Source organism: Rhodospirillum sp. A1_3_36 (assembly GCF_047263945.1).
GTDB lineage: Bacteria > Pseudomonadota > Alphaproteobacteria > Rhodospirillales > Rhodospirillaceae > Rhodospirillum.
On sequence record NZ_JBLAVB010000001.1, the window covers coordinates 146,639 to 170,890 of the forward strand.

Here is a 24,252-nt window from a genome sequence, read left to right on the forward strand (position 1 = left end):
TTGGGCGATTGCCCAAGCCCATTTGGGGGCAAATGCCCCCAAACCCCCGTTTTTCTTTTACAAATAAGAATTTGGGGTCTGGGGCCTTTCGGCCCCAGTGGGAGACGGGGCAAAGCCCCGTGACTGGAAAACGGCCCTGTCGTGTACAGTGCTTCAAGACCACACTTGGCCTCGAATGTCCTTCCACCGACAGGAGGGCCTGTCATGTGTTCGCTTTGCGGTATTTTGGGTTGTGATGATCATTGGACAAATCCGGTGGCGCGGCCCGGGGTCTATTCCCGGAACACCGATCGCCTGTCCCGGCGGACCGAGACCGACCGCCGTATCGCCAGCATCAACCGGATCCTGGGGTATCGTCGCCTGAAACTGAACCTGTGGGGGGGGACCTCCCATGTGCTGTCCAGTCCCACCGGGGCGACCCAGGTGTTCGAGGCCCTGTCTCACCTCTGGCCCGAAGCGGAGCGCTTGGCCGGAAGAGCCTTCGATCCCCTGGATCCGGATCTGATCGATTGGATGGAGCGGTCATGACCAAGGTACCATCATCCCATCCAACTCCGGTGATTCTGGTGACGGGCTTCCTGGGGTCGGGTAAGACGACCCTGTTGCAACGCCTTTTGACGGATCCCGCCATGAACCGGGCTGCGGTCCTGATCAACGAGTTTGGTGAGATCGGGCTCGATCACCATCTGCTCGACCGGATAGATGACACGGTTGTTCTGATGAAGTCGGGCTGTGTCTGCTGCACGGTCCGGGGCGAGGTGGCCGATGCCCTGGGCAATCTCAACAGCCTGCGCGCCCGCGGCGAAATCGACTTTGACCGGGTGGTCATCGAAACTACGGGGTTGGCCGATCCTTATCCCATTCTCCAGACCCTGCGGGCCCATCCGGTGCTGCGCAGTCATGTCATCGCCGGTGGTGTCGTGACAACGGTCGACGCGGTGAACGCAGAGAGCCAGCTCTCTGGCCGGGCTGAAGCGGTCCATCAGATCGCCGCCGCTGATCGGATCGTTCTGACCAAAACGGACCTTGTCGATGCCCGGGCGGTTTCCTCCCTGCGCGACCGTCTGATCAAGGTCAATCCCTCGGCTCCGGTGGTGACCGGAGCTGATCCGGTGTCGGAGATTTTGGCGGAGCTTTCGCCTGCCCGATCCCTGCTGAGGACCCCCGGGGGCGCGATGGGGGGCGCGATGGGAGAGGGGGACCCGCAGCGGCATCACCACGACGAAGCCTTCGGGGTTTCGACCTTTTCCCTTGTTCTCGATCGCCCCTTGAACTGGACCGACTTCGGTGTTTGGTTGACGCTGCTGTTGCACCGGCATGGGGACAAGATCTTTCGCGTCAAGGGTATTCTGGCCATCGCCGGAGAGGATCGGCCGGTCGCCATTCACGGCGTCCAGCATTTGGTCCATCCGCCCGTCCATTTGCCCGCATGGCCGGACGACGACCACCGGTCCCGCATCGTGTTCATCTTTCGCGACCTTGACCCGAACCGGATTAAGCGGTCTTTGGTTGCTTTTACGGATTTTGGCAGAAAGGAAGCGGATCACACGTCTTACGGTGACCCCGCACCTCGGGTGAGGATTTAGCCTTTGTCAGGAACATGCGAAAATCCACTTTCCCGTGAAGACAAAGAGGATCAAAAGGACCTCGGGTCCGGTCCCTGCGGTGGGATTGGGACGGAGTGGACCCTTGTTTTGTTTCGTATCGGTCGCGTCGGGTCGGGTTCCGGGCCGCGATCCATGCCCCATTTGGAAGCACTGTGTTGACCAAGCCCCTACGCGTTCTGTGCACGGAAATTCTTCCCTGGCGTTTGCTCCAGGCACGCGCTCAGGTGGATCTCGGGTTTCCCATCGAGTTCCATGAGCATGATTTCGTGACCACCCAACGTATCGCGGCGACCCAGCCGGAAACCTATGACGTCTATGACCAGTGCTTTCATAACCTGGACATCGTGTGGCATTGGGGGGCGATCCAGGCCATTGAAACGGACCGGATTACCACGTGGAACGAGGTGACGGATCTGACCAAGAAAGGGGGCTTGGATGGGCGCCGACTGGGTTGCGGGGATGCGCCGGTCACGCGGTTGTACGTCCAGCCCGACGGGGGATTGTCCAGTCAGACGACGGGCCGCATTTCCATGCTGCCGACGGTCCACAATTTCGACAGCTTCGCCTTGAACCTGGACGCCACGGGCAAGGATGTGGACAACGAAGTCACGTCCTGGAGTGAGTTGCTCGATCCGCGCTGGAAGGGGCGGGTGGCCCTGGTGGATGAGCCGGCCATCGGTGTGTTCGATCTGGCCATGGCCCTGCGCGCGGCGGGCAAGGTGCGGTTCCGCGATCTGGGGAACTTGACCCTTTCGGAGATCGATCAGGTCATCGACGCCGGGTGGGACCTGGTCCAGTCGGGGCATTTGGCGCCCTTCTGGACAACCACGCTGGAGGCCACGGACCGTCTGCTGTCCGGGGAGTTGATCGTTGCCTCCCTGTGGTCGCCGTCGGTGGTCGCGGTGAAGGCCCGAGACATGCGGATCCGTCAGGCGGTGCCCGTGGAGGGCTATCGTGCGTGGCACGGGGGTCTCTGTCTGGCCAATCATTTGACGGGCGAGCGGCTCGACATGGCCTATGCCTGGATGAATTGGTTCCTGTCGGGGTGGCCCGGGGCGGTCATGGCAAGGCAGGGATACTATTTATCCGTTCCCGGTCGGGTCCGTGCCCATCTGGACCCGGAAGAATGGGATTATTGGTACGAAGGCTTGCCCGCAGCGCGGCCCTTGCCCAACCCTTCCGGCGCCCTGGCCATTCGCCTGGGCGAGGTCCGCTCCGGTGGATCCTACCGGGCGCGCTCTTCCCATGTGGCCGTCTGGAACACGACGATGGACGAGCACAACTACCTTGTGCGCCGTTGGAATGACCTGATGGCCTTTTCCGCGTCCCGGGGGACCCGCCAGCGGCGCGCAGTCCAGCCCGGATAACCCTTGTTTTCGGATATTTCCCCATGGCCCATATTCGTCTGATCGCCACCGGTGGCACCATTGCCTCCACCGAAACCGAAGCGGGGGGACCTGTCACCGCCGCACTGGCCGGAGAGAGGCTGCTTGCCGCTCTTTCCCAGGGATCGCCCAAGGGGGTAACGGTGAGCGTCGAGGACTTCAAGGCCCTGGGTAGCTATGCCTTGGACCTGCCTACGGTCCATGCGCTGTGCCTGCGGATTGATGCGGTCTTGGCTGACCCGATGGTGGATGGGGTGGTGGTGACCCACGGGACGGATACCATGGAGGAAAGTGCCTGGCTGGCTGATTTGCTGGTGACATCCGATAAGCCCGTGGTTTTCACCGGGGCCCAACGCCATGCGGGTGAGCCCGATAGCGATGGACCGCGGAACATCGCCGACGCCTTGAGTTGTGCCGCGAGCCCGGCGCTTGTGGGCTTAGGGGCGGTCATCCTGTTCGAAGGGGACATTCACGCCGCCCGAGAGGTCACAAAAACACACAGCGCACGCACCGATACGTTCCGCTCCCCTGGTTTGGGCAAGATCGGCGAAGTGGACAGGGGCGAGGTTCATCTTTACCGCACCCCCAGGTCCGGCTTGCGCCTGTCCACAGAGTGTCTGGAGGACCGTGTGGACCTCTTGTTGCTTGGCCTGGGGATGGGGGCGGACCTTTTGGATCTGCTCGCTGATCGGGGGGCTCGGGGCATTGTCCTTGCGGCTTTCGGTCGCGGGAACGCGCCCCAGGGCTTTGCCGAGGGCGTCGCTCGGTTGCGCGAGCGGGGTGTGCTCGTGGTGGTTTGCTCCCGCTGTCCGGAGGGCCGGACAGCGGGAGTCTACGGTGGGGATTCCGGAGCAACGACCTTGGTTGAGGCCGGGGCGATCCTGGGGGGCGACTTTTCGCCGATCAAGGCGCGTTTGCTCCTTTCGGCTTTGCTTGGAGCTGGCGCCGACAAGGACCGGATCACCCAGGTCTTCGCCGGCCCGTGAGGGGAGCGGATCCCTTTCTCTTGGGGAGAGGGGCAGGCACCGGGTTTAGAGCATCGAGTGGAAAAGTGGGCACCGGTTTTCCGGTCCACTCGATGCTCAACCTGTTTGATCTAGCGGGCACCCCGCACATAGGGAAGGCCGAGGGCGGCGGGCAGGTTCGCCCGGCGACCGAACACCACCAGGACAACCATGACCGTTGCGAAGGGCAGCATTTGGATCACGTCCGTGGGGACGTCTACTCCAGCGACCTGAAGGGCCGTGGTTGCCGAAAGGCAGGTCCCGAAAATCAGCGATCCCAAAAGGACCCAAAGCGGGCGGCCTCGGGCCAACATGGCCAAGACGATGGCGATGAAGCCCCCTCCCGACGTCATGAAGGGGACGAAAATGCCCGCGCCGACTTCGGCCATGAAAGCGCCCCCCAAACCGGCCATGGTGCCCGCACAGAGAACGGCCAGGGATCGGGTGCCGATCACGTCCACGCCTGCCGAGTCCAAGGCTGCGGGCTTGTCTCCTGCCGCTTGCAGGGCAATGCCCAAGTGGGTGCGGTGGTAAACGAAGGCCGCGAGGGGAACGGCGAGCAGGGCCAGATAGGTGATCGGCGGTTGCTGGAACAGGGCAGGGCCGACGATCGGAATGCTGGACAGTCCGGGAAGGGCCCAGCTCTCGGCGGCGGGCAGGCGGGGGTAGGACCGAGAGAACTGGAAGTGGTGAAGCAGGGCCGTCAGTCCCTCCGCCCCAAGGACGATGCCGATACCGATGACGATCTGGTTCAGCCCCAGGCGGACGCAGAGCAAGACCATGAGTCCGGCGGTGACGGCGCCGCCCAGGGCGCCGGCCAGGAAGCCCAGACCGATGGATCCGGTCTCGAAGGCAACGAGAAACCCGCAATAGGCGCCCATGAGCATCATCCCCTCCAGGCCGACGTTCAGAACGCCCGCTTTCTCGGAGAGTTGCTCCCCCAATCCGGCGAGGAGAAGCGGTATGCCTGCGGTGATCGCCCCCAGGAGAAGGGAGGTGAGGAAGGCGTCGGTGAACAGACCCATGGTCAGGATCCTTTCCCATGGTTTTGACGGCGGCGTTGGTCGATATATTCGGCCAGGGCCAGGACGATGAGCAGGACGGCGACGACCACAAAGGTGAAGTAGTTGGGAACCCCCATGCGCCGGGCTGCGCTTTCCGCGCCGATGGACAGGATGGAGAACAAAAAGACGAAGGCGATGGTGGCGTAGCCGTTGAACCGGGCAAGGAAGACAAGCGGGATGACACCCAGGGAGTAGGCCGGATTCCAATCCGCCCGGACATTGCCCTGGATGCCCAGCACCTCAGTTGCTCCCCCCAGTCCCGCAAGCCCCGCCGATAGGGCGAAGACGGCGATGGTCAGTCGGGGGACGGGCAGGCCCGCGTGGAGGGCGGCCCGGGCATTGGCTCCGACCACCCGCAGGCGCAATCCGAAGGCGGTGCGGGTCATCATCAGATGCACCACCAGTACCGCGATCAGACCCAGGAGAAGGCCACTCGAAACCGTGGTGTCGAAAAGGCGGGGCAGGCGGTCGGCGACGGGTAGGGTCCGGGTCTGGGGCACGCTGGTTTCGGGGTCGAGGAACACCAGCTTGACCATTACGTTCGCCAAGGAGGTGCCGAGAAAGGTCATCATCAAGGTGGTGATGATCTCATTCACACCCTGGTAGGCCCGCAGCAGGGCCGGGATGACCGACCACAGGGCTCCCAGGGCGGCCCCCAGGATCAGGCAGAGGAGGAGGACCCAGGAGGGGGAAACGGTATCCGGCAAGGCCGTGGCTGCGGCGATGGAAAAGACGGCACCGAGCAGGAATTGGCCGTCACCGCCCAGGTTCCAGATGCCCGCCCGGAACGAGACGATCAAGCCGGCAGAGATCAGCAACAAAGGCCCCATGCGGGTCAATGTCGCTTCGAGGCCAGTGGGCGACAGCAGGCCCCGGCGCAGGACATAGCCATAGTAGGACAGGGGATCGACGCCGAGGGCCAGGAGAATCAGGCCGGTGATCAGCAAGGAGGCAAGCACCGGCCCAAGGGCCAAGAGTAAGGCGTGGCCCCATCGGCGGGTCCGCCCGGTCAGGCGGGCGGAGAGGGCGTCGATCCAGGATCCGGAGCGGGCTTGGGGGGGAAGGGCGCGGTCCGTCATTGGTCAAGTCCGCTCATCAGCGCGCCAATCTGCTCGCGGGCCTGGGCCGAGTTGGCAATTGGGGCGCTCAATCGGCCTTGGGCCATCACGGCGATATGGTCGGACAGCTCCAACAGTTCCTCCATGTCGGTTGAAATCAGGATCACGGCCTTTCCGGACTCCGCCGTATCGCGGATGCGACGGCGCGAGGCGGCGATATTATGCAGGTCGAGGCCATAGGTGGGTTTGGCGAAGATCACCACATGGGCGTCGCCGCTCAGTTCCCGGGCGAGGAGGGCTTTCTGGATATTGCCGCCGGATAACTTGCCAATGGGTGTGGTGGCGTCGGGGGTGCGGATGTCGAACTCCCGGATCAGGCGCTGTGCGTTCTCGGCGATGGCCTTGGGGCGCTCCAGCCCCATCTTCCAGAAGGGGGGCGCGCCAATTTGCTTGAGAACCAGATTGGTCGAGACGGGAAAGCTGCCCACGGTGCCTTCACCCAGTCGATCGTCCGTGACATAGCGCAGGCCCCGTTCGCGCCTTTGGCCCACGGACAGGCCATCAACGGGGGTTCCGCCCAACAGGATCCGGCCATCCTTCACGGGGCGTTGACCGGCCAGGGTTTCCGCCAGTTCCTTTTGACCATTGCCGTCAATGCCCGCAATGCCCAAAATCTCCCCCGGCCAGGCCTTCAGATTGACGTTGGACAGGGGGACCTGGGACTCACCCGTTGTGTAGAGGGCGATGGCCTCCAAGGTGGGCCGTTCGGGCCGCGGCACGGTGGTTGCGCGGGCGGGACCGGTCGCCTTTGGCGAGCTCTCCCCCGGCGAAGCCGCCGCGGTGGGCGAGGCACCGAACATCAGGGAGATGATCTCCCCACGGGCCTGCTCCCGGTCCAGGGAGGCCATGCGGTCGGGGGAGAGCTCGCCCACCTTGCGGCCCAGGCGCAGGACCGAAACGCGATCCCCATAGTCCAGGGCTTCGTTGAGTTTGTGGGTGATGAACACCACGGCCAGGTCCTTGGCCACGAGGCGCCGCATGACCGCGCCCAGGTCCTCGGCCCCCTGGGGCGTGAGCATGGCGGTGGCTTCGTCGAGGATGAGAACCCGACTGCCCCGGGCGAGGGCGCGGACAATCTCCGCCTGCTGCTGTTCACCGAGGGAGAGGGAGCCCGTAAGCGCCAGGGGATCGAGGGTGACGCCGATGTCTTCGGCGATTCCTTGCATGCGCGCCACCAGTCCGGCCCGGTCCGGACGCTTCCACCAGGGGCCACCCAGGGTCATGTTGTCAACCACAGAGAGGGATGGCACGAGCATGGCGTGCTGAAAAACGGTGCCGATGCCCAAGTCGAGGGCCCGGCGCGGCGACTCGATGATCACGGGTTCGCCGTCGACCAGAATGCGGCCTTCATCGGGTTGCTGCAGGCCAGAGAGCATGGCGATCAGGGTGGATTTCCCCGCCCCGTTCTCGCCGAGAAGCACATGAACCTCGCCGGGCCAGAGGTCGATATCGACATCGGCGTTGGCGACGACGCCGGGGAAGCGCTTGGTGAGCCCCCGGAGGGAAACCGTCGGGCGGGACGGCGCGGACGAGGGGTGAGCTTGGGCAAGAGTCATGGGAGACAAAACCTCTCCAGGAGGAAACCGGACGGAAGGGGACGTCGAAATGATGGCTTCGGCGTTCCTAGAGTGCTCCGAGGTCAAATTGGGCCAGTTCTTGGCCACGGTACACGACAGCGACACGACTTTTTGGGCGATTGCCCAAGCCCATTTGGGGGACAATGCCCCCAAACCCCCCTTTTTTTTAACCCGGGGTCTGGGGCCTTTCGGCCCCAGCCTCGCCAAAGAGGGGGGGACGGGGCAAAGCCCCGTGACGGGAAAACACCCCCTGTCGTGTATGGCCTCGAAGGCACTCTAACATCACTCTGGGGGCCGCCTATTCGACGGTACTTACCAGCTTGTGCACGGTGTCGGCGTCATAGCTGACCGTCAGGGGGATGGTTCCGTCGATGATCTGCGCCTTGATGGCCTCGATCTCGCCCCAGACCGCGTCGGGGATGGCCTTGGTTTTCAAAAGACCGACGGATCCGTCCTTCAAGGACAGGCCGTAGCCATGGGTGCCGAAGGTATCGCTCTTCAAATCCTCGACCATGGCGGAAAAGACGGGTTCCAGGTTCCAGATGACGGAGCTGAGGAGATAGCCTTTGTCTATGCTGGTCTTGTCGCCGATGACGTCGATGAAATAGACCTTGCCACCATCAATCGCCGGGGTGGTTTCGACGGCTTGCAACATGCCGAAGGTGGAGCCGTTGCCTTGGCCGAAAATGATATCGGCGCCCGCTGCGATGACGGAGGCCGTCACCCGCTTGCCGCCGGCGGCATCGGCATAGGCGGCGGGACCGATGACCGCATAGCGCACGGTCACGTCGGGGTTCTCCGCCTTCACACCTTGGGCAAAGCCAATGGATTGGGCGTTCCAGGCGGGGGGTTCTCCGGACACGACGATGCCGACCGTTCCGGTGTGGGTCATCTTGGCGGCGAGGCGCCCGGCGAGATAGGCGCCCTCGTGGCCGCTGGCCGTGTAATCGGCAACAGCACCGGGCTTGGCGGCGTCGGGCTTGTCGGTGATTGCCACGGGGATGTTCATTTCCGCGCCGATTTCCGGGGCGGCCGTGTTGTAGCCGCTGGCATGGGCAATCATCAAGCTGGCACCATCCTCGGCCAGTTCACGCAGGGTCGGACGGACGTCACCATAGCCCAATCCTTCGGCAACCATCACTTCCAGGCCCATGGCTTCGCCCACGGCCTTGGCCGCGTCGACACCCTGCTGGTTCCAGCCAAAGTCCGTGCCCTGCTCGGGTGTCAGGATCGCGATGCTCTTTACTTCAGCAGCTATGGCTGAAAAAGAAGTGCTGCCCGCAATGAGCGCAATTGCCGAATGTATGATCAGTTTTCTCATTACCATTTCTGCGATCCTTCTTTTGATGCGAGTGTGTTGAGTAAATAAAAATGAAAATGTATATTTCGTTGTCGGCTTTGTTTTTGTTCTCTTTCGATATGGAGGGTTTTATGTTTTCTCGTTTTTTCCAGGTTTGGCGGTTTCTGCTTGTCTCAGCCAGTTTGGTTGGGTGTACGGAGAGCCCTTCGGGACCAAAGGCGGTGGAAGGAGGCGGGCATCTGTCCTGGGAGCGAGGCACGGCGGGCCTGACCGCCGCTCCCCTTGAGATCGACAACCACACCGGGAAGGTCGTCGCCTGCTTCGTTTCCTTGGCCCATTGGTATTCCATGGACCTTGGATCCCTGACAGCGGGAGAGCGGATCACCGTCCCGCTTTGGGTGGAGGAGGATACGGGAACCGTGTTCCTGTTGAACGACCAGGAGGATCGTATGCCCCTGGACAACATGTGGTGTGGGTTGGGCGGAGAGGCCTGGGAAACCCGTGCGGTCATCGCGCTGGAGCGTCGGGCCGGTGTCGCCGCCCAACCGGGCCAGGTGGTCTGTGCGGTTGAAGGGGAGGGGCTGGTCTGCCGATAGGCTGGGACTTGCGGTCGGATGTGTGATGGGCAAGGGGGGATCTCCCGCGCCGGTTCGTCGTGGACGCGCCCCAGTGGCGCGTTCCAATCGGCGCCGAGAATATCAGAGCATCGGGGAAGGTCAACCAATTTACGTTAAAGGTTGAGATTGGGTGGATTATGGTTGGTGGATCGGGTTGCGATTTTGCGTTTCAAAGGGATGAAGGGTGCTAAAATAATCGTCGAACAAAATCTCCTATCTCATAATATTTAGAAAAAATATATCAAATTGCATTCTTAATAGTTCAATTCCTTTTGTATTTGCTAGAATTGAGTAGAGAAATTTCCCATATCTCGCGAATTTTTATCAGTTCTGTTTTGATGATCGTATTTTAATCAATATATATTTTGTTAAAATGGTATTTTCTGCACATATTAGGCGCAAGATATTCTTTTGTGCACTATATGGTTAAATTGTATGCAGGGGGCGATTTTGGTCGCAATTTGATTTTTGGTTGAGAAATGGTTGGAAAATGGTTGACCTTGTCCCTCCGACGTGGTGTGTTTTTGCCGTTGGCTCGGACTCGGGCCGGAACGGATTGCCGCAAGGCGATGGGCACTGATCTTTTGGAGACGCCAGGAATGAACGCGACAGTTAAGCCGGTAAAATCGGAATCCGAAGTTCGTCTGAGGACGGGGGAGCAGTTCAAGGCGTCGCTGGATGACGGTCGGATGATCTGGGTTGGCGGTCGGCGGATTGCCCGTGTGACCGACGATCCGGCCTTGGGGGCAGGCGTCGATCTGCTCGCGTCCATGTTCGATGACCAGTTCAAGCCGGAGTTCGCCGACGCAACCACCTATGTGGATCCCGATAGCGGTGCGGTGGTCAGCCGGGCCTGGCAAGTGCCGCGCACCAAAGAGGATTTGGCCGACCGCCGCAAGATGATCGAATACACCAGCTTGAAGACAGCGGGTACCTTTGGCCGTCCCCCCGATCTGGCACCGGCCATCGTCACCGGCCTGATGGCCTATCTGCCGACCTTCAAGGCCAAGAAGTCTGAAATCGCCGGATGCACGCCGGATTTTGCCGAGAACATCGAGCGGTATATGGCTTACGGCCGGGACACCAATCTGACCGCGTCCGAATGTCTGGCCGGTCCCCAGAACGACCGCTCTTCGCCCAAGGGGGCGGAGGCCTCTCTGCTGCGTGTGAAAAGCGTGGAAAAGGGGGGGATCCGCATTTCCGGGGCCAAGACGGTGGGATCGATCGCCGCCCAGGCCAATGATGTCTTCTTCACCAACCTGGGCGGACTGCGCGACACCCCCGCAGAGGCCTGCATCTGGGGATCCGTGCCCGCTGCCTCCGAGGGGATCCGCATGGTCTCCCGGGAAATGGTCTCCACCCCCGGGGCTGATCCCTTCGATCACCCGGTGTCCCGTTTGGGCGAGGAAGCCGATCAGCTCATCATTTTTGACAACGTCTTTGTTCCCGTGGATCGGATCTTCAACCTGGGCGATCCGACGGCCATGCAGTACTACGGTCCCGTCTGCACCTTCGCCCACTGGCATGTGCTGACCCGTCTGGCGGTGAAAGCGGAACTGTTCGTTGGCGCAGGGCAATTGGTGCTCGACGTGCTGGGCACGGGCCACATTCCCGCCGTCCAGGGCATGTTGGGCGAGATCATTCAGTATGCCCAGACCCTGCGGGCTTTCGTCACTGCGGCGGAGAGCATGGCCCGTCCCACCGAGGGCGAGGTCATGGCACCGGATGTGGGGATGCTGACCGCAGGCCGCCTCTATTCCATCGAGCATTATCCGCGGATCGTGCACATCCTCCAGGAGCTCTGTGGTCAGGGTCTGGTCATGCGGTTCGGAAAGGCGGCCTTCGATAACCCGGAGATCGGGCAATACCTGGAGGAGATCCTTCCCGGCAAGGGGGTGAAGGCCCAGGAAAAGGAACTGCTCATGAACTTCGTTTGGGACATGACCTGTGGTGCCCTGGCGGGGCGGGTGGCGTTGTTCGAAAACGTGAATTCAAGCCCGGCGCCCCGCCTGCGCGAGCGGCTGTTCAACGAGGTCAAGCGGGAGGCCTTCGTCGGGCAGGTGAAGCGGCTGTCCGGCTTGTCCTGATCTCTCTCAGGTGGGGTGGAGCGTCGTCCCTCCCCAAGGGAGCTCTCCACCCACGCCGTGAGTGAATCTCCATAGATTTTAGAGCGCCTTTCCCCGGCCCCGTTCAGGACCTTCTTTCATGCGCTTCTCCGACTATGCGTCCCTTGATGCCACAGCCTTGGCTGCGGAAATCCGCGAGGGATCCGTGACCCCCGCCGAGGTGCTGGACACCGCAATCGCCCGGGCGGAGGCGGTTCAGCCGGTTTTGAACGCCATCGTGCATCCTTTTTACGATCGCGCTCGCGCCTTGGTCTCCCAGGGACCGGCTTCGGGTCCCTTCCATGGCGTGCCTTTTGTGTTGAAGAATACCGGGTTGGAGATGGCCGGAACGCCGCTGTCCAATGGCTCCCGCCTGTTCGACGACGTGGTGTCCGGGAGAGACGCCACCTTGACCGCCCGATATCTCGGTGCGGGGCTGGTGCCCATGGGCAAGGGCAATACCCCGGAGTTCGCCCTCAGCTTTACCACCGAACCTTTGGCCTTCGGCCCCACCCGCAACCCCTGGGACCTGACGCGCTCGCCCGGTGGATCCTCCGGTGGGTCGGCGGCGGCTGTCGCTGCGGGCGTGGTCCCCATGGCGCATTCCTCCGATGGGGCCGGGTCCACCCGGGTCCCTGCGGCCCATTGCGGGTTGGTGGGGTTCAAGCCGAGCCGGGGGCGCACGCCCCTGGGGCCGGTGGCCATGGAGGCGATCGCGGGCATGTCCACGCCCCATTGTGTCAGCCGCTCGGTCCGCGACAGCGCCGCCCTGCTCGACGCAACGGCAGGTCCGGACCGGGGCGACTCCTATGCGGCGCCCCCCGCCCCGGGGTCCTTTCTGTCCGCGCTGGATGCGGATCCACCGCCCCTGCGCATCGCCTTCACGCCGGGCTCGCCCCTGGGGACGCCAGTGGATCCCCAATGGCTGGAGGCCACCCGCCAGACGGCGGCGCTGTGCGAGTCCCTGGGCCATCGGGTGGAGGAGGTGGACCACGCCGAATACGATGCCGAGGCGTTGAAGCGGGCCTGGCGGATCATTGTCGGTGTCAATATCGGCCCGGCGGTGGCGGCCGCCGGGGTCCGGCGGGGTTTGGCCGATCCCCTGTCCGGGGTCGAGCCGGTCAATGCCGCCTGGATCCGGGAGTGCCAGACTCTTTCCGCGACGGACTACCTGTGGGCGGTCAACCAGTTGCATGCGACGGCGCGGGCCTTGGGACGCTTCTTTGACCGATACGACGTCTTGTTGACACCCACGACCGCCGAACCGCCACCGCTTTTGGGCCGCATGACGGGGGACACCGAGGATGTGGATGCATTCTACGACGCCTTTTGGGCCCATGCGCCCTTCACCTGCGCCTTTAACGCATCGGGTTGTCCGGCCGTGAGCCTTCCCCTGGGCTGGTCGCGGGAGGGGTTGCCCATTGGCGCCCATTTCGGCGCGGCATTCGGGGCGGATGCTCTGCTCTTTGCCCTCTCTGGACAGTTGGAGCGGGCGGCGCCCTGGGCGGCGCGCCTCCCCGCTCTCCCGTCATTGGCCCCTTTGGAGACAGCGCCATGACCGGTCTGGATACCGATCTGGATTTGGATACCCTCCGCCTCCGGACCCTGCCGGGCTTGATCGCCTCGGGCGCCGTGACGGCGGAGGCCGTAGCTCTGGCCTGCCTCACGGTCATCGACGACCGGGAGCCGGAGGTCCGCGCCTGGGCTCACCTGGATCGGGAGCGGGTGCTCACCCAGGCTTGCGCCATTGACCGGGAGGAGGTTTCTGGTCTGCTTGCGGGCGCGCCCCTGGCCATCAAGGACGTGATCGATACCGTCGATTGGCCCACCGAATACGGCTCGGCGATTTACCGGGGCAACCGCCCGGCTTGGGACGCCCCCTGTGTCGCCTTGGCCCGGACGGAGGGAGCTGTGGTTCTGGGCAAGGCGGTGTCTACGGAATTCGCCATGGCCAGCCCAGGCCCCACGCGTAACCCCTGGAATCCAGCCCATACGCCGGGCGGCTCCAGCAGTGGATCCTGTGCCGCCGTGGCGGCGGGGATGGCTTTGGCTGGCTATGGGACCCAGACGGCGGGGTCTGTCATCCGTCCCGCAGCCTATTGCGGTGTCGTCGGCTACAAGCCGAGCTTTGGCTTGCTGGACCGGACAGCCATCAAGGTTTTGTCCGATAGCCTGGATACCTTGGGGCTGATCACCCGGGACGCGCGGGACGCGGCTTGGCTGGCCGCTGTCCTGTCCGGGCGTCCGGGGCTCGCGGGGGGAGCGGGGGATGGAGACGCCGGGGCAGCATTCCGCGTCGGTGTCTATCGGACCAGCCGATGGGGCGCGATGGATCCCTCCGGCCGTGCGGGCTTCGAGGCCACGCTGGCGACGTTGGCCAACCTTGGTTTGGATCTGGTGGAGCTGGAAGACGCGCCCTGGTTTGAGGATGCCCTGGAGATTCAGGACCAGGTGATGGGGTGGGAAGTCACACGAGCCTTGGCCTTTGAGCGGCTGACCCGGTTCTCGGACATGGCCCCCGTCACCCAGGCCTTCCTGGAGGCCAAGGCTCAGGTGGGAGAGGCAGGCTATCTGGATGCCAAGCGACGGATGGCCGCCTTGCCCGCCGCCTTGGCCCGGACCCTGGGTGACGTCGAGATCTTATTGACACCCGCTGCGCCAGGACCTGCGCCAGAGGGGTTGGACGCGACGGGAGATCCATTGTTCAATCGGGCCTGGACCGCCATTGGCGCCCCCTGCCTGACCCTGCCCACAGGGATTGGCCCGGGCGGGTTGCCCCTGGGCCTTCAGGTGGTGGGCCGCCGGGGAGAGGATGCCCGGGTTCTGGCCTTGGCGGCCAGGGTTGAGGGTCTGCTCGACCGGGTGCGGGGACCCTGGACGCCCGCGGGGCGGGGCCTCGCTGCAAGCGATCGATAAAAGGAAAGCAAGACATGGCGATCGATTTCGAGATGGTAACCCTGTTCCGGGCCGAACTGGAGCTGTGCAAGGTGAAGCCGGGTGAAACACTCGCCGTCCTGTCTGAAGGCGAGATCCGGGGAGACTATGCGCAGGCCTTTCTCCTGGCCGCCCGGCAATTGGGGGCCGAGGCTTTGCAAATCACCGTTCCCCGGATGGCCAGCAAGGACGGCAAGTTCCTGCATGGTCGCAATGCCCTGTCGGGCAACCGGACGGCCATTGAGACCCTGAAGGCCGCCGACATTGTCATCGACCTCATGGGCCTGCTGTTCTCGCCGGAGCAGGAGGAGATCACCGCCACGGGAACCCGGATGTTGCTGGTGGTCGAACCCATTGAGGTCCTGCGGGCCATGTTCCCGGACACCGACTTGCGGCGCCGCGTGGAATATGGGGCAGAGCTGATGGCCAAGGCCAAGGTCCTGCGGGTGACCTCCGATGCCGGGACGGACGTCACCTATGGCATGGGAGCCTATCCGGTGATGACCGAATACGGATACACCGATGAACCAGGCCGTTGGGATCACTGGCCATCGGGCTTTCTTTTGTCCCAGGGGGGCGACCGAGAGGTGAATGGCCGGGTTGTCCTCCAGCCCGGTGACATCAATGCCACCTTCCGCCGCTATATCCACGCCCCCATCGCCTTGACCATACGCGAGGGTTGGGTGACCGACATTGAGGGCGACGGCCTGGATGCCAGCCTGATGCGGGAGTACATGGAAAGCTTCGACGATCCCCGGGCCTTTGCCGTCTCCCACATCGGCTGGGGATTGAACCAGAATGCCAAGCGCTATCATCTGGCCACCAGCCGAACCCTGGACCAGGAAATCGGGGTCCATGGCTTGGCATATTACGGCAACGTCCTGTTTTCCCTGGGGCCGAACACGGAACTGGGCGGAACGAACGACACGGCCTGTCACACGGACCTTCCCATGCATGGCGCAAGCCTGTTCCTTGATGGCTTGCCCATCGTCGACAGGGGGCGGATCGTGCCTGAGGTTCTGCGCGCCTGACCGGATGACGCCCGCGTAGCGGGCGTGACTCTCCCTGTCGCCGTCTTTGCCTTTTTAAAAGGAGAGGCGGCGACCAACGGATCATTTTCCATGTCTCCGCTTCTTCCAAGGGCGGCGGGCCCTGGCCCGCGTCGGCGCCTCGTGCTGTCCGGAGTCCGCTGGGCGAGCCTCCTCGCCGCTGCCGTTGGGGTCTCCCTGGCGCTGCGGTTGGTGGGTCTGCCTGCGGCCTTCCTCCTCGGTCCCATGCTCGTGGGGGTTCTGTTCGCGTTGTCTGGCCAGGGTCCCCGCATGCCTCGGTCCTGTTTCCTCTTCGCCCAGGGTCTCGCCGGTTGCCTGATCGCCGGAAACCTGACACCCTCCATCCTTGGGGCTATTGCCGGGGATTGGCCCCTGTTGCTGGCGACGGTCGTGGGAACACTGCTGTTCTCCTGCCTCTGTGCTCTGGTGGTCCATCGGGTGTCGGGGGTACCCATGGCGACCGCCGTTTGGGGATCGTTACCCGGCATGTCCGGGGCCATGGTGGTCATGGCCCACGAGCGGGGAGGGGACGTCCGCCTCGTGGCCTTTATGCAATATGTGCGACTGGCGAGTGTGATCCTCGCCGTGTCCCTGGTGTCCCACTTTCTTGGAGAGAAAACTGTGGTCCTGGGGGGGGCCGTCGCGCCCTCATCCGTGGACCGGTCCCTTCTCTTGGTTCTGGCACCTCTGGCTCTGGGCGCCATCGGGATGGCCGCGCCGCTGTTTCGCTGGGTCCCGGCTGCGGGCATGATGGTGCCGCTGTTGGTGGCGACGGCCTTCGAGGCTTCGGGCACCCTGCATGTGGTGCCTCCCGCCTGGGCGCTGCTCGCCGCCTTCATTGTCATCGGCCTGGACGTGGGCCTTAAGTTCACCCGGGCAACGGTGGTCCAGGTGCTTCGTATGACACCGCTGGTTCTGTTCTCCACTGTCCTGCTGATTGGATTATGCGGCTTGATGGCCGCCGCCCTGTCCGGGGTGCTGAAGGTCTCCCTGTTGACCGCATTCCTGGCCATGGCGCCGGGCAGTATCGATTCCATCGCCATCGTGGCGGTGAACAGCCATGCCGACGTGTCCTTCATTCTGGCTCCCCAGACGGCGCGCATGTTCGTGGTCGTGCTGCTTGCACCCTATATTGTGAGATGGATGGAGTCCCTGGTGATCTGGGGCACCGCTGTCCGCGCCAGACGCCGGGCCCGAGCGACCGAGGTCTCCGGGGGCTTGGATTAGAGCATGGAGCGGAAACTGGGCTCCGGTTTTCCGCCCCATGCGATGCTCTAACCCTCTGAGTCTCGATAAATGATCCGCCCTCAATCGATGCCGATTCAGGGCGGCTTGATCTAAATGTGCTGTGGTCCCGGGGCTCCGGTGAGCTTGGACCGATAACGAAGTGGAAAGGATGGCCCGATGAAGACCACCACCCGTAATTCCCCGGAGATCGATCTCCGAACGGCGTTCCTGGACGGCATGAGCCGGGTTGCCACGTCGGTCAGTGTGGTGACCACGGCGGGGCCTGCCGGGCGCATGGGGGTCACTGTCTCGGCCATGTCCTCGGTCTGCGCCGATGACCCCGGCCCCCATCTGGTGGTTTGTGTGCACCGCCTGAGCCCGGCCCGGGCGGCGATCCTCGAGAACGGGGTCTTCTGCGTCAATGTGCTGGGTCGGGAGCAGGCGGAGGTGTCGGACACTTTCGCCGGTCGGCTGTCCGCGCCCGGTGGCGACAAGTTTGCCCCCTTCGCCTGGACAACCTTGGAAACCGGCGCGCCGGTCTTGGCGAATGCTCTGGTGACCTTTGATTGCCGGGTAACGGATATGGTGGAGGTGGGGACCCACGGCGTGATTTTCGGTGCAGTCGCGTGGGTTTCCATGGGGGAGGGGGCCGATGGTGGTCCTCTGCTCCACGCCAGCCGGGCCTATGGCGCCTTCGCTCCCCAGGGCTGATGGGGGCTGATGGTGGGGCGGCTTCTGCTCCACCATCCCCCCGTTTGGTCAGGGAGTAAGCGGACTGGCGCCATCGATGATGGCCATGGCTGCGGCAGCACCCGCACCGATGTCGACCGCCCGGCCCGTCAGGGTCGCCACGCCTGACCCGTAGGCCACCAGCGCGATGACCGCATAGAGGGGATGGGCGGTGGGACCCATATGGCCAATGCGGGTGAGGCGGCCCAATGTCTCCAACCGTCCGGAGGACAAAGTGACCCGGTGGTGCTCGCGGATCAAGGCACGCAGGGCCTGTTCATCGATCCCTTCGGGGGTGCGGACGGCGGTGCAAGTGGGCGAGGCGAAGGACTCATCCGCAGCCCAGAGGGTGAACCCCATGGCCTTGATCCCTGCCCGACAGGCCGCAGCGGTCAGGGCATGGCGGGCCCAGATGGCTTCCGGTCCCTCGGACAGATAGCGGTCCAGGGCGGCGTCCAGGGCGTTGATCTCGGCGACGGAGGGGGTGAAGGGGAAGGGTTGATCCGCCCGCTGGGCGCCCTCCCAGTCGAGAATGGAGAGGATGGAGCCCCTGGGGGCCGTGGGATTGGCCTTCATTTTCTCCCAGGCCCGGTCGCTGATCGCCAGCAGGGACAGGCCGGGAGGGCAGCCCAGGCATTTGTTGGGGCCGGTGATAAACAGGTCGGCTTGGCAACCCGCCGGAGTGATCGCCATGCCCCCGAAGGAGGAGACCGCATCGACGATCAGCAGAGCACCATGGTTCGCCACAATGTGACCGATGGCGTCCGCCGGATTGACGGTGCCCGAGGGGGTGTCGTGATGACAGAGGCAGACGATGGATACCTCCGGATGGGCGTCGAGGACGGCGGAGAGGGCTTGGGGATCAATGACCTCGTTGAAGGGAACGCGCATTTCGTGAAAGGCACCGCAGTGACGCTTGGCCCATTCGCCGAAACCGGCGCCATATACTCCGGACGCCAGATTGAGAACCGTGTCCTGACCGGAGATCAGGGAGGCCGCCGCCGCCTCCAGTCCGAGGACGGGTTCCCCCTGGAGGATCACGGTGTGGTCGGCGTCCGTGCCCAGGGCTCGGGCCACCTTTCCGTGAACGGTTTCGTAGTGGTGGAGGAACACCGGGTCGTAATCATAGGAAATGGGTCGGGCCAGGGCTCGGGAGACCTCGGGATAGATGTCCACGGGGCCGGTGGTGAGGGTGAATAGGGGGTCCATGGAGGATCCAGTCTATTGGGTTGCCGGAAGGGGCAGTTTATGCGAGTGGGTGGTTGGTTTAAACCAAAAAACAAAAATGGTTGATTCTGGTTGACGTTGGTCGGAAATCTGCCTAAAGTTCTCTAGTGAGATGAAATATAAAGAGAATGTGAAGAATTCGGCTCGTTTTTCAGAACCTGTTTCGCACTCGGGACGTGAATCTGAGTCAACCATTTATCATCCGGTTCGTTTTGGTGTATGTTTCCTGGTCGTCAAAGGGCGCGGGGCGAACGAGGGTCCCGCAGAAAGGCGCTTGGCGGGGCGGCCAATGAACGGGGAGAAGATTGGTATGAACTCGGAAGACCAAACCTTAGGGAACGGGCCGGAGGACGGCGCAAAGAGGGACGGAAGCAAAAGGCAACCGCCACTGAACCTGGAGGCCTTGATTGAGGCTGTGCGCGAATTGACCGTAGAGGAGGGGGATGTGCCCCCCGAACGGGCGGTCGCCGAACGGTTGAACGTGAAGCGCTACCAAGTGCGGCGGGCATTGGAGACCCTGCGGGCCAACGGCGAGTTGCCTGCCCCCCGGGTGGGGCGGCGCGCCAATGCGGAAAGTAAGCGCGAGGAAAACTTGGTGCGCTCGACCAATCCGCTCGAGGTGATGGAAATGCGTCTGGTGCTAGAACCAGCCCTGGCGCGGTTGGCTGCCCTGCGGGCCTCTCCGGCGGATATTTCGCGGATTGTCAGCGCGGCAACGACGCCCGCGGGCATGAGTCCCAGCCAGGCCGATCAGATCTTCCATCGGGCCATCGCGTCGGGCGCGGGGAACATGCTCGCCTCCGAACTGCACCAATTGCTGAATCAGGTGGCCACCGATGGGCGCCTCCGGTACGCCGACAGCGACAAGGCCACCACCTTGGCGCGGGTCGAAAGCCGTGACGCCGAGCACCACCGCATCGCCCAGGCCATTGCCGCCCGCGACCCCGTGGAGGCAGAGCGGGCGATGTGGGATCACTTGGCCGTGGTCCAGCGCAAGATTATGGCGCGTCTCTCTCCGGGCATGGACGCGGCCTGACTCTCCTTTTGTGACGCGGGCCTTTCGTGAGGAGGGTGCGGTGCGGAAGGAAGGTCCCTCTCCACCTTGCCGTTCCCCTCCCCCCTGTCACGAAGGGACCCCGTTATATGGTGCATCATGATGTTTTGATCCTGGGAGCCGGTTCCGCTGGCTGTGTTCTCGCCGCCCGACTGTCCGAAGACCCCGACTGCCGGGTTGCCCTGCTTGAGGCGGGGGACTTTCCCAGGGATCCCGATATCGACCGCCCCGATCTCTGGCCTTTCATTCAGGGCCGTGCCTTCGACTGGGACTTCGAGACTCTCCCCCAGCCCCACACGGCGAACCGCATCCACCGTTGGGCGCGGGGCAAGGTGGTTGGCGGGTCCAGTTGCCTGCACGCCATGGCCCATGTGCGCGGCCATGCCGACGATTTCGCCTTTTGGGCAGAGGCCGCTGGGGGAGACAGGCGTTGGTCCTTTGAGGGGCTGTTGCCGGGGTTTAAGCGGTCTGAAACCTTCGACGGCCCGCCGACGTCCAACCATGGAACCGGGGGGCCGATGACGGTGCATTTGCCGGATCTGGAGACCGAGGTCAATCCGGTTGTCGGCGCGTATATGGAGGCTGGCCGGGCCTTGGGGGTTCCAGCGCTGGTTGAACATAATGATGGTCCCATGAAGGGGGCCTGCCCCAATTCCTTGACCATCAAGGACGGTCTTCGGGTCACCGTGGCCACTGCCTACCTGACCCGGGATGTCCTCGCCCGGCCCAATCTGACGATCCTGACAGGGCGGCGGATTCTGCGCTTGAAGCTGGCCAAGGGGCGCATCGTCGGGGTCGAAGTGGAGGCGGACGGGGTCGTGACGGTTTTGGAGGCCGATCGGATCCTTCTCGCCCTCGGTGCCATCGGCACACCTTTGTTGCTCATGCGCTCGGGCATCGGGGACGGCAGGGTCCTGGCCAAGGCCAATGTGTCCTGCCTGCTGGACCGGCGGGAGGTGGGACGGAACCTTCAGGACCATCTGTTGACGGCGGGTAATGTCTACCTCGCCAAACAACCGGTGCCACCCTCGCGGCTGCAGCTTTCCGAATCCCTCATGTACCTGGACGCGGAGGACATCTCCCGACCCGATGGATCGCCGGATGTGGTCCTTGGTTGCGTGACGGCGCCATCCGTGACGGCGGCTTTCCCATCCCCTGCGGCCATGGGCGAGGCCTACACCCTGTTGTCGGGGGTCTGTCACCCGACCAGCCGGGGAGTCCTCGCGATCACAGGACCGGATCTTGACGCCCCGCCGATGATCGATCCCGCCTATCTGTCCACGGACCATGACCGGCGGATGGCGCGGCGGGCCCTGGAACTGGCGCGGCTGGTCGGCGGGGGGGAGGCTCTGGTCCCCTGGCGGGCAGCAGAGGCCCTTCCGGGACCCTCGGTCACGGAACAGGAGGCCGTGGACCATTTCCTCTCCAAGGCGGTAATGACCCACCACCACCCCTGCGGTACTTGCCGCATGGGCGCCGACGAGGGCGCGATCGTTGATCCGGATCTGAGGGTGAGAGGGGTGGAGAATTTGTGGATCGTGGATGCTTCGGTGATTCCCCGCATCCCTGCGGGTCCAATTCATGCGGCCGTTCTGGCCGTCGCCGAAGCTGCCGCCGCTCAGTTGCGATAGGGTCAATAGGCAGCGGCCCTGAGTCACGGCCAATGAGATTTGGCACGACATCCCAAGCATGGACAGGAAAGAGGGCGCAGCACAGTGTCTCGTGTTTTTTGGGCGAGTGCCCAAGCCCCTTTGGGGGCGATGCCCCCAAACCCCCCTTTTTCTTCTAAAAATAACAGCCCGGGGTCTGGGGCCTTCCTGCCCTATTCCGCGGCGAGGACCTGCTGTTCGGTCGGTGCGAGTGAACTGAGGTATCGGGCGAAGGCACCCATGCCCGAGGAGGGGAGGGGGGCGAAGGGGGTGCCCCGGTCCTTACAGGCGCGCTTGCACTTGAGGCAGGCATCATGGCTGACGCAGTCGACGGGGCAAACGACCATGTCTGCGCTCGCCAGAAGGTCCGACAGGTGGGCTCTTCCGTCCTCCCGCCCGGCGTCGTGGTGCAGGAAACGCCCGTTGCTCGTCTCCACCAATTTTCGCAGTCCGGGGATGGCCCGCGCCCGTCCCCCCACATACAAGATCGTTCGGCCACCCAGGTCGGGCGGAGGTGTCGGTTGTCCGTTCACTTCACCGTGGAGGATCGCTTCCAAGGACCGAAGATCCGCCAGATGGTCGCTGAGCCTTGCCCGCAAGGCGTCCCTGTCCGTGTGGGCCTCGGATAAACGCCGTTCGGCTTCCGATAGCTTGCCTTGTAAACGATCGGCCCGCCAAGCCTCGTGGTTGAGACGGTCGCGCACCCCTTCCATGGCCGCTTCCAGGGTCTGTATGCGCAGGTCCTGGCAGCCGCCTTCACCCAGTTTCTCCAATCGCCGGGCCATGGCCCGAGTCCGCCCCCGTTCCTCCTCCAGGGCCGTGCGGAGTTGGGCGATTTCCCCCTGTTTTATCTCCAGGTCTCGTTGGCGACGGGCTTCACTTTCGGTGTATTGCGTCTCGAGTTGGCTGTATGCGGCCTCCATCACAGCCAAATGGCGCACATCTGCCCGGTTCGAAGCACCCACCAGGTGAGAGAGCATGTGCACTTCGCCAAAGGCCTGTTCTAACAGAGTTTTAGGGGATAGAGGGTGACTCATCAGGGCCCAATAGGGTCCCGGGATGTCGCCAGCCTTGAGGGATTCGGTCCAAAGGGCCTCCAGCTCATCGGCGGATCCGGCACGGCGAAACTGGGTCAGGGCCCGGGCATGGCGCTTTTCCAGGGCCTTGTCCATCAAACGGGCCAGTCCTTTTTCCGTTGGGCTGGGGGCAGCCGCAGCGCGGGTGAACATCCCGTGGAGACGGTAATCAGGCGCGTCCGCAGGGAGGGTCACCTTTGCCTTGGCCGCCATCTTTCGCAGATCCGGCAGGGCCAGGCAGGTGCCGACAATGGAACAATGGAAATGGGGGTCCAGGTCCCATAGGCGCCTCCGTCCGGTGATCGGGCGAAGACCAGATGTCCGGAAGAAGGGGGGCTTGGCGGTGGACGTCGACAGGGTTGGCGCGGTGAGGGGAAGATTGACCATCGGGAGGCCTTTCCTGGTCCAGATGAGACGGAGGGGCGCGGGGCGTCCTTGTCTTCAGGGGTACCAAGGGAAGGCAGTTTCGTCAATGCAAGTGATAATCGTTATCAATATGTTGGGTGCGTAAAGGATATGCTCTGCCCCGGGAAAGGGGTATCTCGTCTGGGGTGGTCTCACTCTCAGGACAGTGTCTTGTTTTTTTTGGGGCTTGGGGTCTGGGGCCTTTCGGCCCCAGTGGGGGAAGGGGCAAAGCCCCGTGAGAGGAACCGGCCCGACCTGATCTCGATACTCAATGGATTGAAGCTAGATCAGGTGATGTGGAAGCGCTTCAGGCATTCGGCGAGGTCAGAGCCAAATTCGCTTCCCTTGCGCAGGTATCCGGCGGAGTTGGGCAGATTGGAGAGGAAGGCGTTGCCTCGCTCGAAGCTGGTCAGGATACAGAAGGGGATTTTGCTGGTGACGGACATGGCGGCGAGGGCGCAGCCCAGATCGACTCCCGATAGCATGTCGAGGACGGCCGAGGAAATCACCAGGTCGGGCTTGGTTCTGGCCACCAGTTCCAGGGCCTCGATGGACCCCTTGGCGGTTGTGACCTTATACCCGCAATTCTGCAGTTCCCGGGCGATAATCGCAGCGCTGGAGCGCTGGGGTTCGACCAGCAGAACTTCGATATTCAGGTGCTCAAGGTCGGCGAGATCCAGGGGACGCCGGGTGGGGAGGCTCCGGAAAAACTCTGCAGTATCCGTATCGGGCTCGATTTCCTTGGCCAAAAGACCGGAGATCACGTCGATGAAGGTCTCGCAGTCCGTCATATTGGCGTCGGTGGGGTGCTCCAGGTCGCGCATATAATCGCTGAAACGTCGCAAGGCGAGGTCGAGTAAGGGAAAGTCCGTGGCCGCTCCAAGCAGGTTCAGGCGGGCCACCAGGGCGCGCAGACGGTCGGTCCCATCCTCGACGGAGAGTGCTGCGGACCGCATGTTGCCGATCGTTATCTGAAGTTCGTTGGTGGTGTCCTGAGCTTCTTCCAGGAATTCTGCTTCCACCTGGGCGCCGTAATCCTCGCGGGCCATGCCGATCCATCCCTTTGTCGGTGTTTGAAAACATATGTAGGCTTTATGACGGACCAGTGTACCTGCGGTTCGGAAG

General features: G+C 63.4%; 20 protein-coding genes. 13 read left to right on the forward strand and 7 right to left on the reverse strand.

Features of this window, described 5'->3' with window-relative positions:
• Positions 1–255: 255 nt before the first annotated feature.
• The 4 genes from ACLIRY_RS00610 to ACLIRY_RS00625 all read left to right on the forward strand — a co-directional run bounded on the left by ACLIRY_RS00610 (position 256) and on the right by ACLIRY_RS00625 (position 3,978).
• Positions 256–528, forward strand: a complete 273-nt coding sequence (locus tag ACLIRY_RS00610) for a hypothetical protein (protein ID WP_413203401.1) — start codon at positions 256–258, stop codon at positions 526–528.
• Complete coding sequence (locus ACLIRY_RS00615) at positions 525–1,586, forward strand: CobW family GTP-binding protein (RefSeq protein ID WP_413203402.1); 1,062 nt, start codon at positions 525–527, stop codon at positions 1,584–1,586. Before ACLIRY_RS00610 ends, ACLIRY_RS00615 begins: the two co-directional genes overlap by 4 nt.
• 176 nt (positions 1,587–1,762) lie before the next feature.
• Positions 1,763–2,974: an ABC transporter substrate-binding protein gene (locus ACLIRY_RS00620; RefSeq protein WP_413203403.1), complete on the forward strand. Its 1,212-nt coding sequence runs from the start codon at positions 1,763–1,765 to the stop codon at positions 2,972–2,974.
• Between the two features lie 23 nt (positions 2,975–2,997).
• Complete coding sequence (locus tag ACLIRY_RS00625; protein WP_413203404.1) at positions 2,998–3,978, forward strand: asparaginase; 981 nt, start codon at positions 2,998–3,000, stop codon at positions 3,976–3,978.
• Between the two features lie 110 nt (positions 3,979–4,088).
• Here the strand turns inward: ACLIRY_RS00625 and ACLIRY_RS00630 are convergent, their stop codons facing one another.
• The 4 genes from ACLIRY_RS00630 to ACLIRY_RS00645 all read right to left on the reverse strand — a co-directional run bounded on the left by ACLIRY_RS00630 (position 4,089) and on the right by ACLIRY_RS00645 (position 9,082).
• Positions 4,089–5,021 carry a putative B6 ABC transporter permease subunit 1 gene (locus tag ACLIRY_RS00630; RefSeq protein ID WP_413203405.1) on the reverse strand — a complete coding sequence of 311 codons (933 nt, stop codon included), beginning with the start codon at positions 5,019–5,021 and terminating at the stop codon, positions 4,089–4,091.
• 2 nt (positions 5,022–5,023) lie between these two features.
• Positions 5,024–6,139 carry a putative B6 ABC transporter permease subunit 2 gene (locus ACLIRY_RS00635; RefSeq protein ID WP_413203406.1) on the reverse strand — a complete coding sequence of 372 codons (1,116 nt, stop codon included), beginning with the start codon at positions 6,137–6,139 and terminating at the stop codon, positions 5,024–5,026.
• Positions 6,136–7,734, reverse strand: a complete 1,599-nt coding sequence (locus ACLIRY_RS00640; RefSeq protein WP_413203407.1) for a putative B6 ABC transporter ATP-binding protein — start codon at positions 7,732–7,734, stop codon at positions 6,136–6,138. The genes ACLIRY_RS00635 and ACLIRY_RS00640 overlap by 4 nt, the downstream gene beginning before the upstream one ends.
• 319 nt (positions 7,735–8,053) lie before the next feature.
• A complete protein-coding gene (locus ACLIRY_RS00645; RefSeq protein WP_413203408.1) occupies positions 8,054–9,082 on the reverse strand; it encodes a putative B6 ABC transporter substrate-binding protein in 1,029 nt (342 codons plus the stop codon).
• Between the two features lie 104 nt (positions 9,083–9,186).
• Between ACLIRY_RS00645 and ACLIRY_RS00650 the strand changes: the two genes are divergently transcribed.
• The 7 genes from ACLIRY_RS00650 (at position 9,187) to ACLIRY_RS00680 (ending at position 17,698) form a co-directional block, all read left to right on the forward strand.
• Positions 9,187–9,651: a hypothetical protein gene (locus tag ACLIRY_RS00650; protein WP_413203409.1), complete on the forward strand. Its 465-nt coding sequence runs from the start codon at positions 9,187–9,189 to the stop codon at positions 9,649–9,651.
• 620 nt (positions 9,652–10,271) lie between these two features.
• The gene (locus ACLIRY_RS00655) at positions 10,272–11,759 is read left to right on the forward strand and encodes a 4-hydroxyphenylacetate 3-hydroxylase N-terminal domain-containing protein (protein ID WP_413203410.1); all 1,488 of its coding nucleotides are present in this window, start codon (positions 10,272–10,274) and stop codon (positions 11,757–11,759) included.
• A gap of 118 nt (positions 11,760–11,877) precedes the next feature.
• Positions 11,878–13,335 carry an amidase gene (locus ACLIRY_RS00660; protein WP_413203411.1) on the forward strand — a complete coding sequence of 486 codons (1,458 nt, stop codon included), beginning with the start codon at positions 11,878–11,880 and terminating at the stop codon, positions 13,333–13,335.
• Positions 13,332–14,693 (forward strand): amidase, encoded by a 1,362-nt coding sequence (locus ACLIRY_RS00665; protein WP_413203412.1) that lies wholly within the window; start codon positions 13,332–13,334, stop codon positions 14,691–14,693. Before ACLIRY_RS00660 ends, ACLIRY_RS00665 begins: the two co-directional genes overlap by 4 nt.
• A gap of 14 nt (positions 14,694–14,707) precedes the next feature.
• Positions 14,708–15,742, forward strand: coding sequence for a leucyl aminopeptidase (locus tag ACLIRY_RS00670; protein WP_413203413.1), 1,035 nt, complete (start codon positions 14,708–14,710; stop codon positions 15,740–15,742).
• 90 nt (positions 15,743–15,832) lie between these two features.
• Positions 15,833–16,987 carry an AbrB family transcriptional regulator gene (locus ACLIRY_RS00675; protein ID WP_413203414.1) on the forward strand — a complete coding sequence of 385 codons (1,155 nt, stop codon included), beginning with the start codon at positions 15,833–15,835 and terminating at the stop codon, positions 16,985–16,987.
• A gap of 177 nt (positions 16,988–17,164) precedes the next feature.
• Positions 17,165–17,698, forward strand: a complete 534-nt coding sequence (locus tag ACLIRY_RS00680; RefSeq protein WP_413203415.1) for a flavin reductase family protein — start codon at positions 17,165–17,167, stop codon at positions 17,696–17,698.
• 48 nt (positions 17,699–17,746) lie between these two features.
• Here ACLIRY_RS00680 and ppaT read toward each other — a convergent pair whose 3' ends face one another.
• Complete coding sequence (gene ppaT, locus ACLIRY_RS00685) at positions 17,747–18,925, reverse strand: pyridoxamine--pyruvate transaminase (protein ID WP_413203416.1); 1,179 nt, start codon at positions 18,923–18,925, stop codon at positions 17,747–17,749.
• A 328-nt stretch (positions 18,926–19,253) separates the two neighbouring features.
• Here ppaT and ACLIRY_RS00690 point away from each other — a divergent pair, with 328 nt between their 5' ends.
• Positions 19,254–19,979: a FadR/GntR family transcriptional regulator gene (locus ACLIRY_RS00690; protein WP_413203417.1), complete on the forward strand. Its 726-nt coding sequence runs from the start codon at positions 19,254–19,256 to the stop codon at positions 19,977–19,979.
• A 107-nt stretch (positions 19,980–20,086) separates the two neighbouring features.
• The gene (locus ACLIRY_RS00695) at positions 20,087–21,628 is read left to right on the forward strand and encodes a GMC family oxidoreductase (RefSeq protein ID WP_413203418.1); all 1,542 of its coding nucleotides are present in this window, start codon (positions 20,087–20,089) and stop codon (positions 21,626–21,628) included.
• 191 nt (positions 21,629–21,819) lie between these two features.
• Here the strand turns inward: ACLIRY_RS00695 and ACLIRY_RS00700 are convergent, their stop codons facing one another.
• Both ACLIRY_RS00700 and ACLIRY_RS00705 read right to left on the reverse strand, forming a co-directional pair.
• The gene (locus ACLIRY_RS00700; protein ID WP_413203419.1) at positions 21,820–23,109 is read right to left on the reverse strand and encodes a DUF2325 domain-containing protein; all 1,290 of its coding nucleotides are present in this window, start codon (positions 23,107–23,109) and stop codon (positions 21,820–21,822) included.
• A gap of 305 nt (positions 23,110–23,414) precedes the next feature.
• Complete coding sequence (locus ACLIRY_RS00705) at positions 23,415–24,176, reverse strand: hypothetical protein (RefSeq protein ID WP_413203420.1); 762 nt, start codon at positions 24,174–24,176, stop codon at positions 23,415–23,417.
• Positions 24,177–24,252 lie beyond the last annotated feature (76 nt).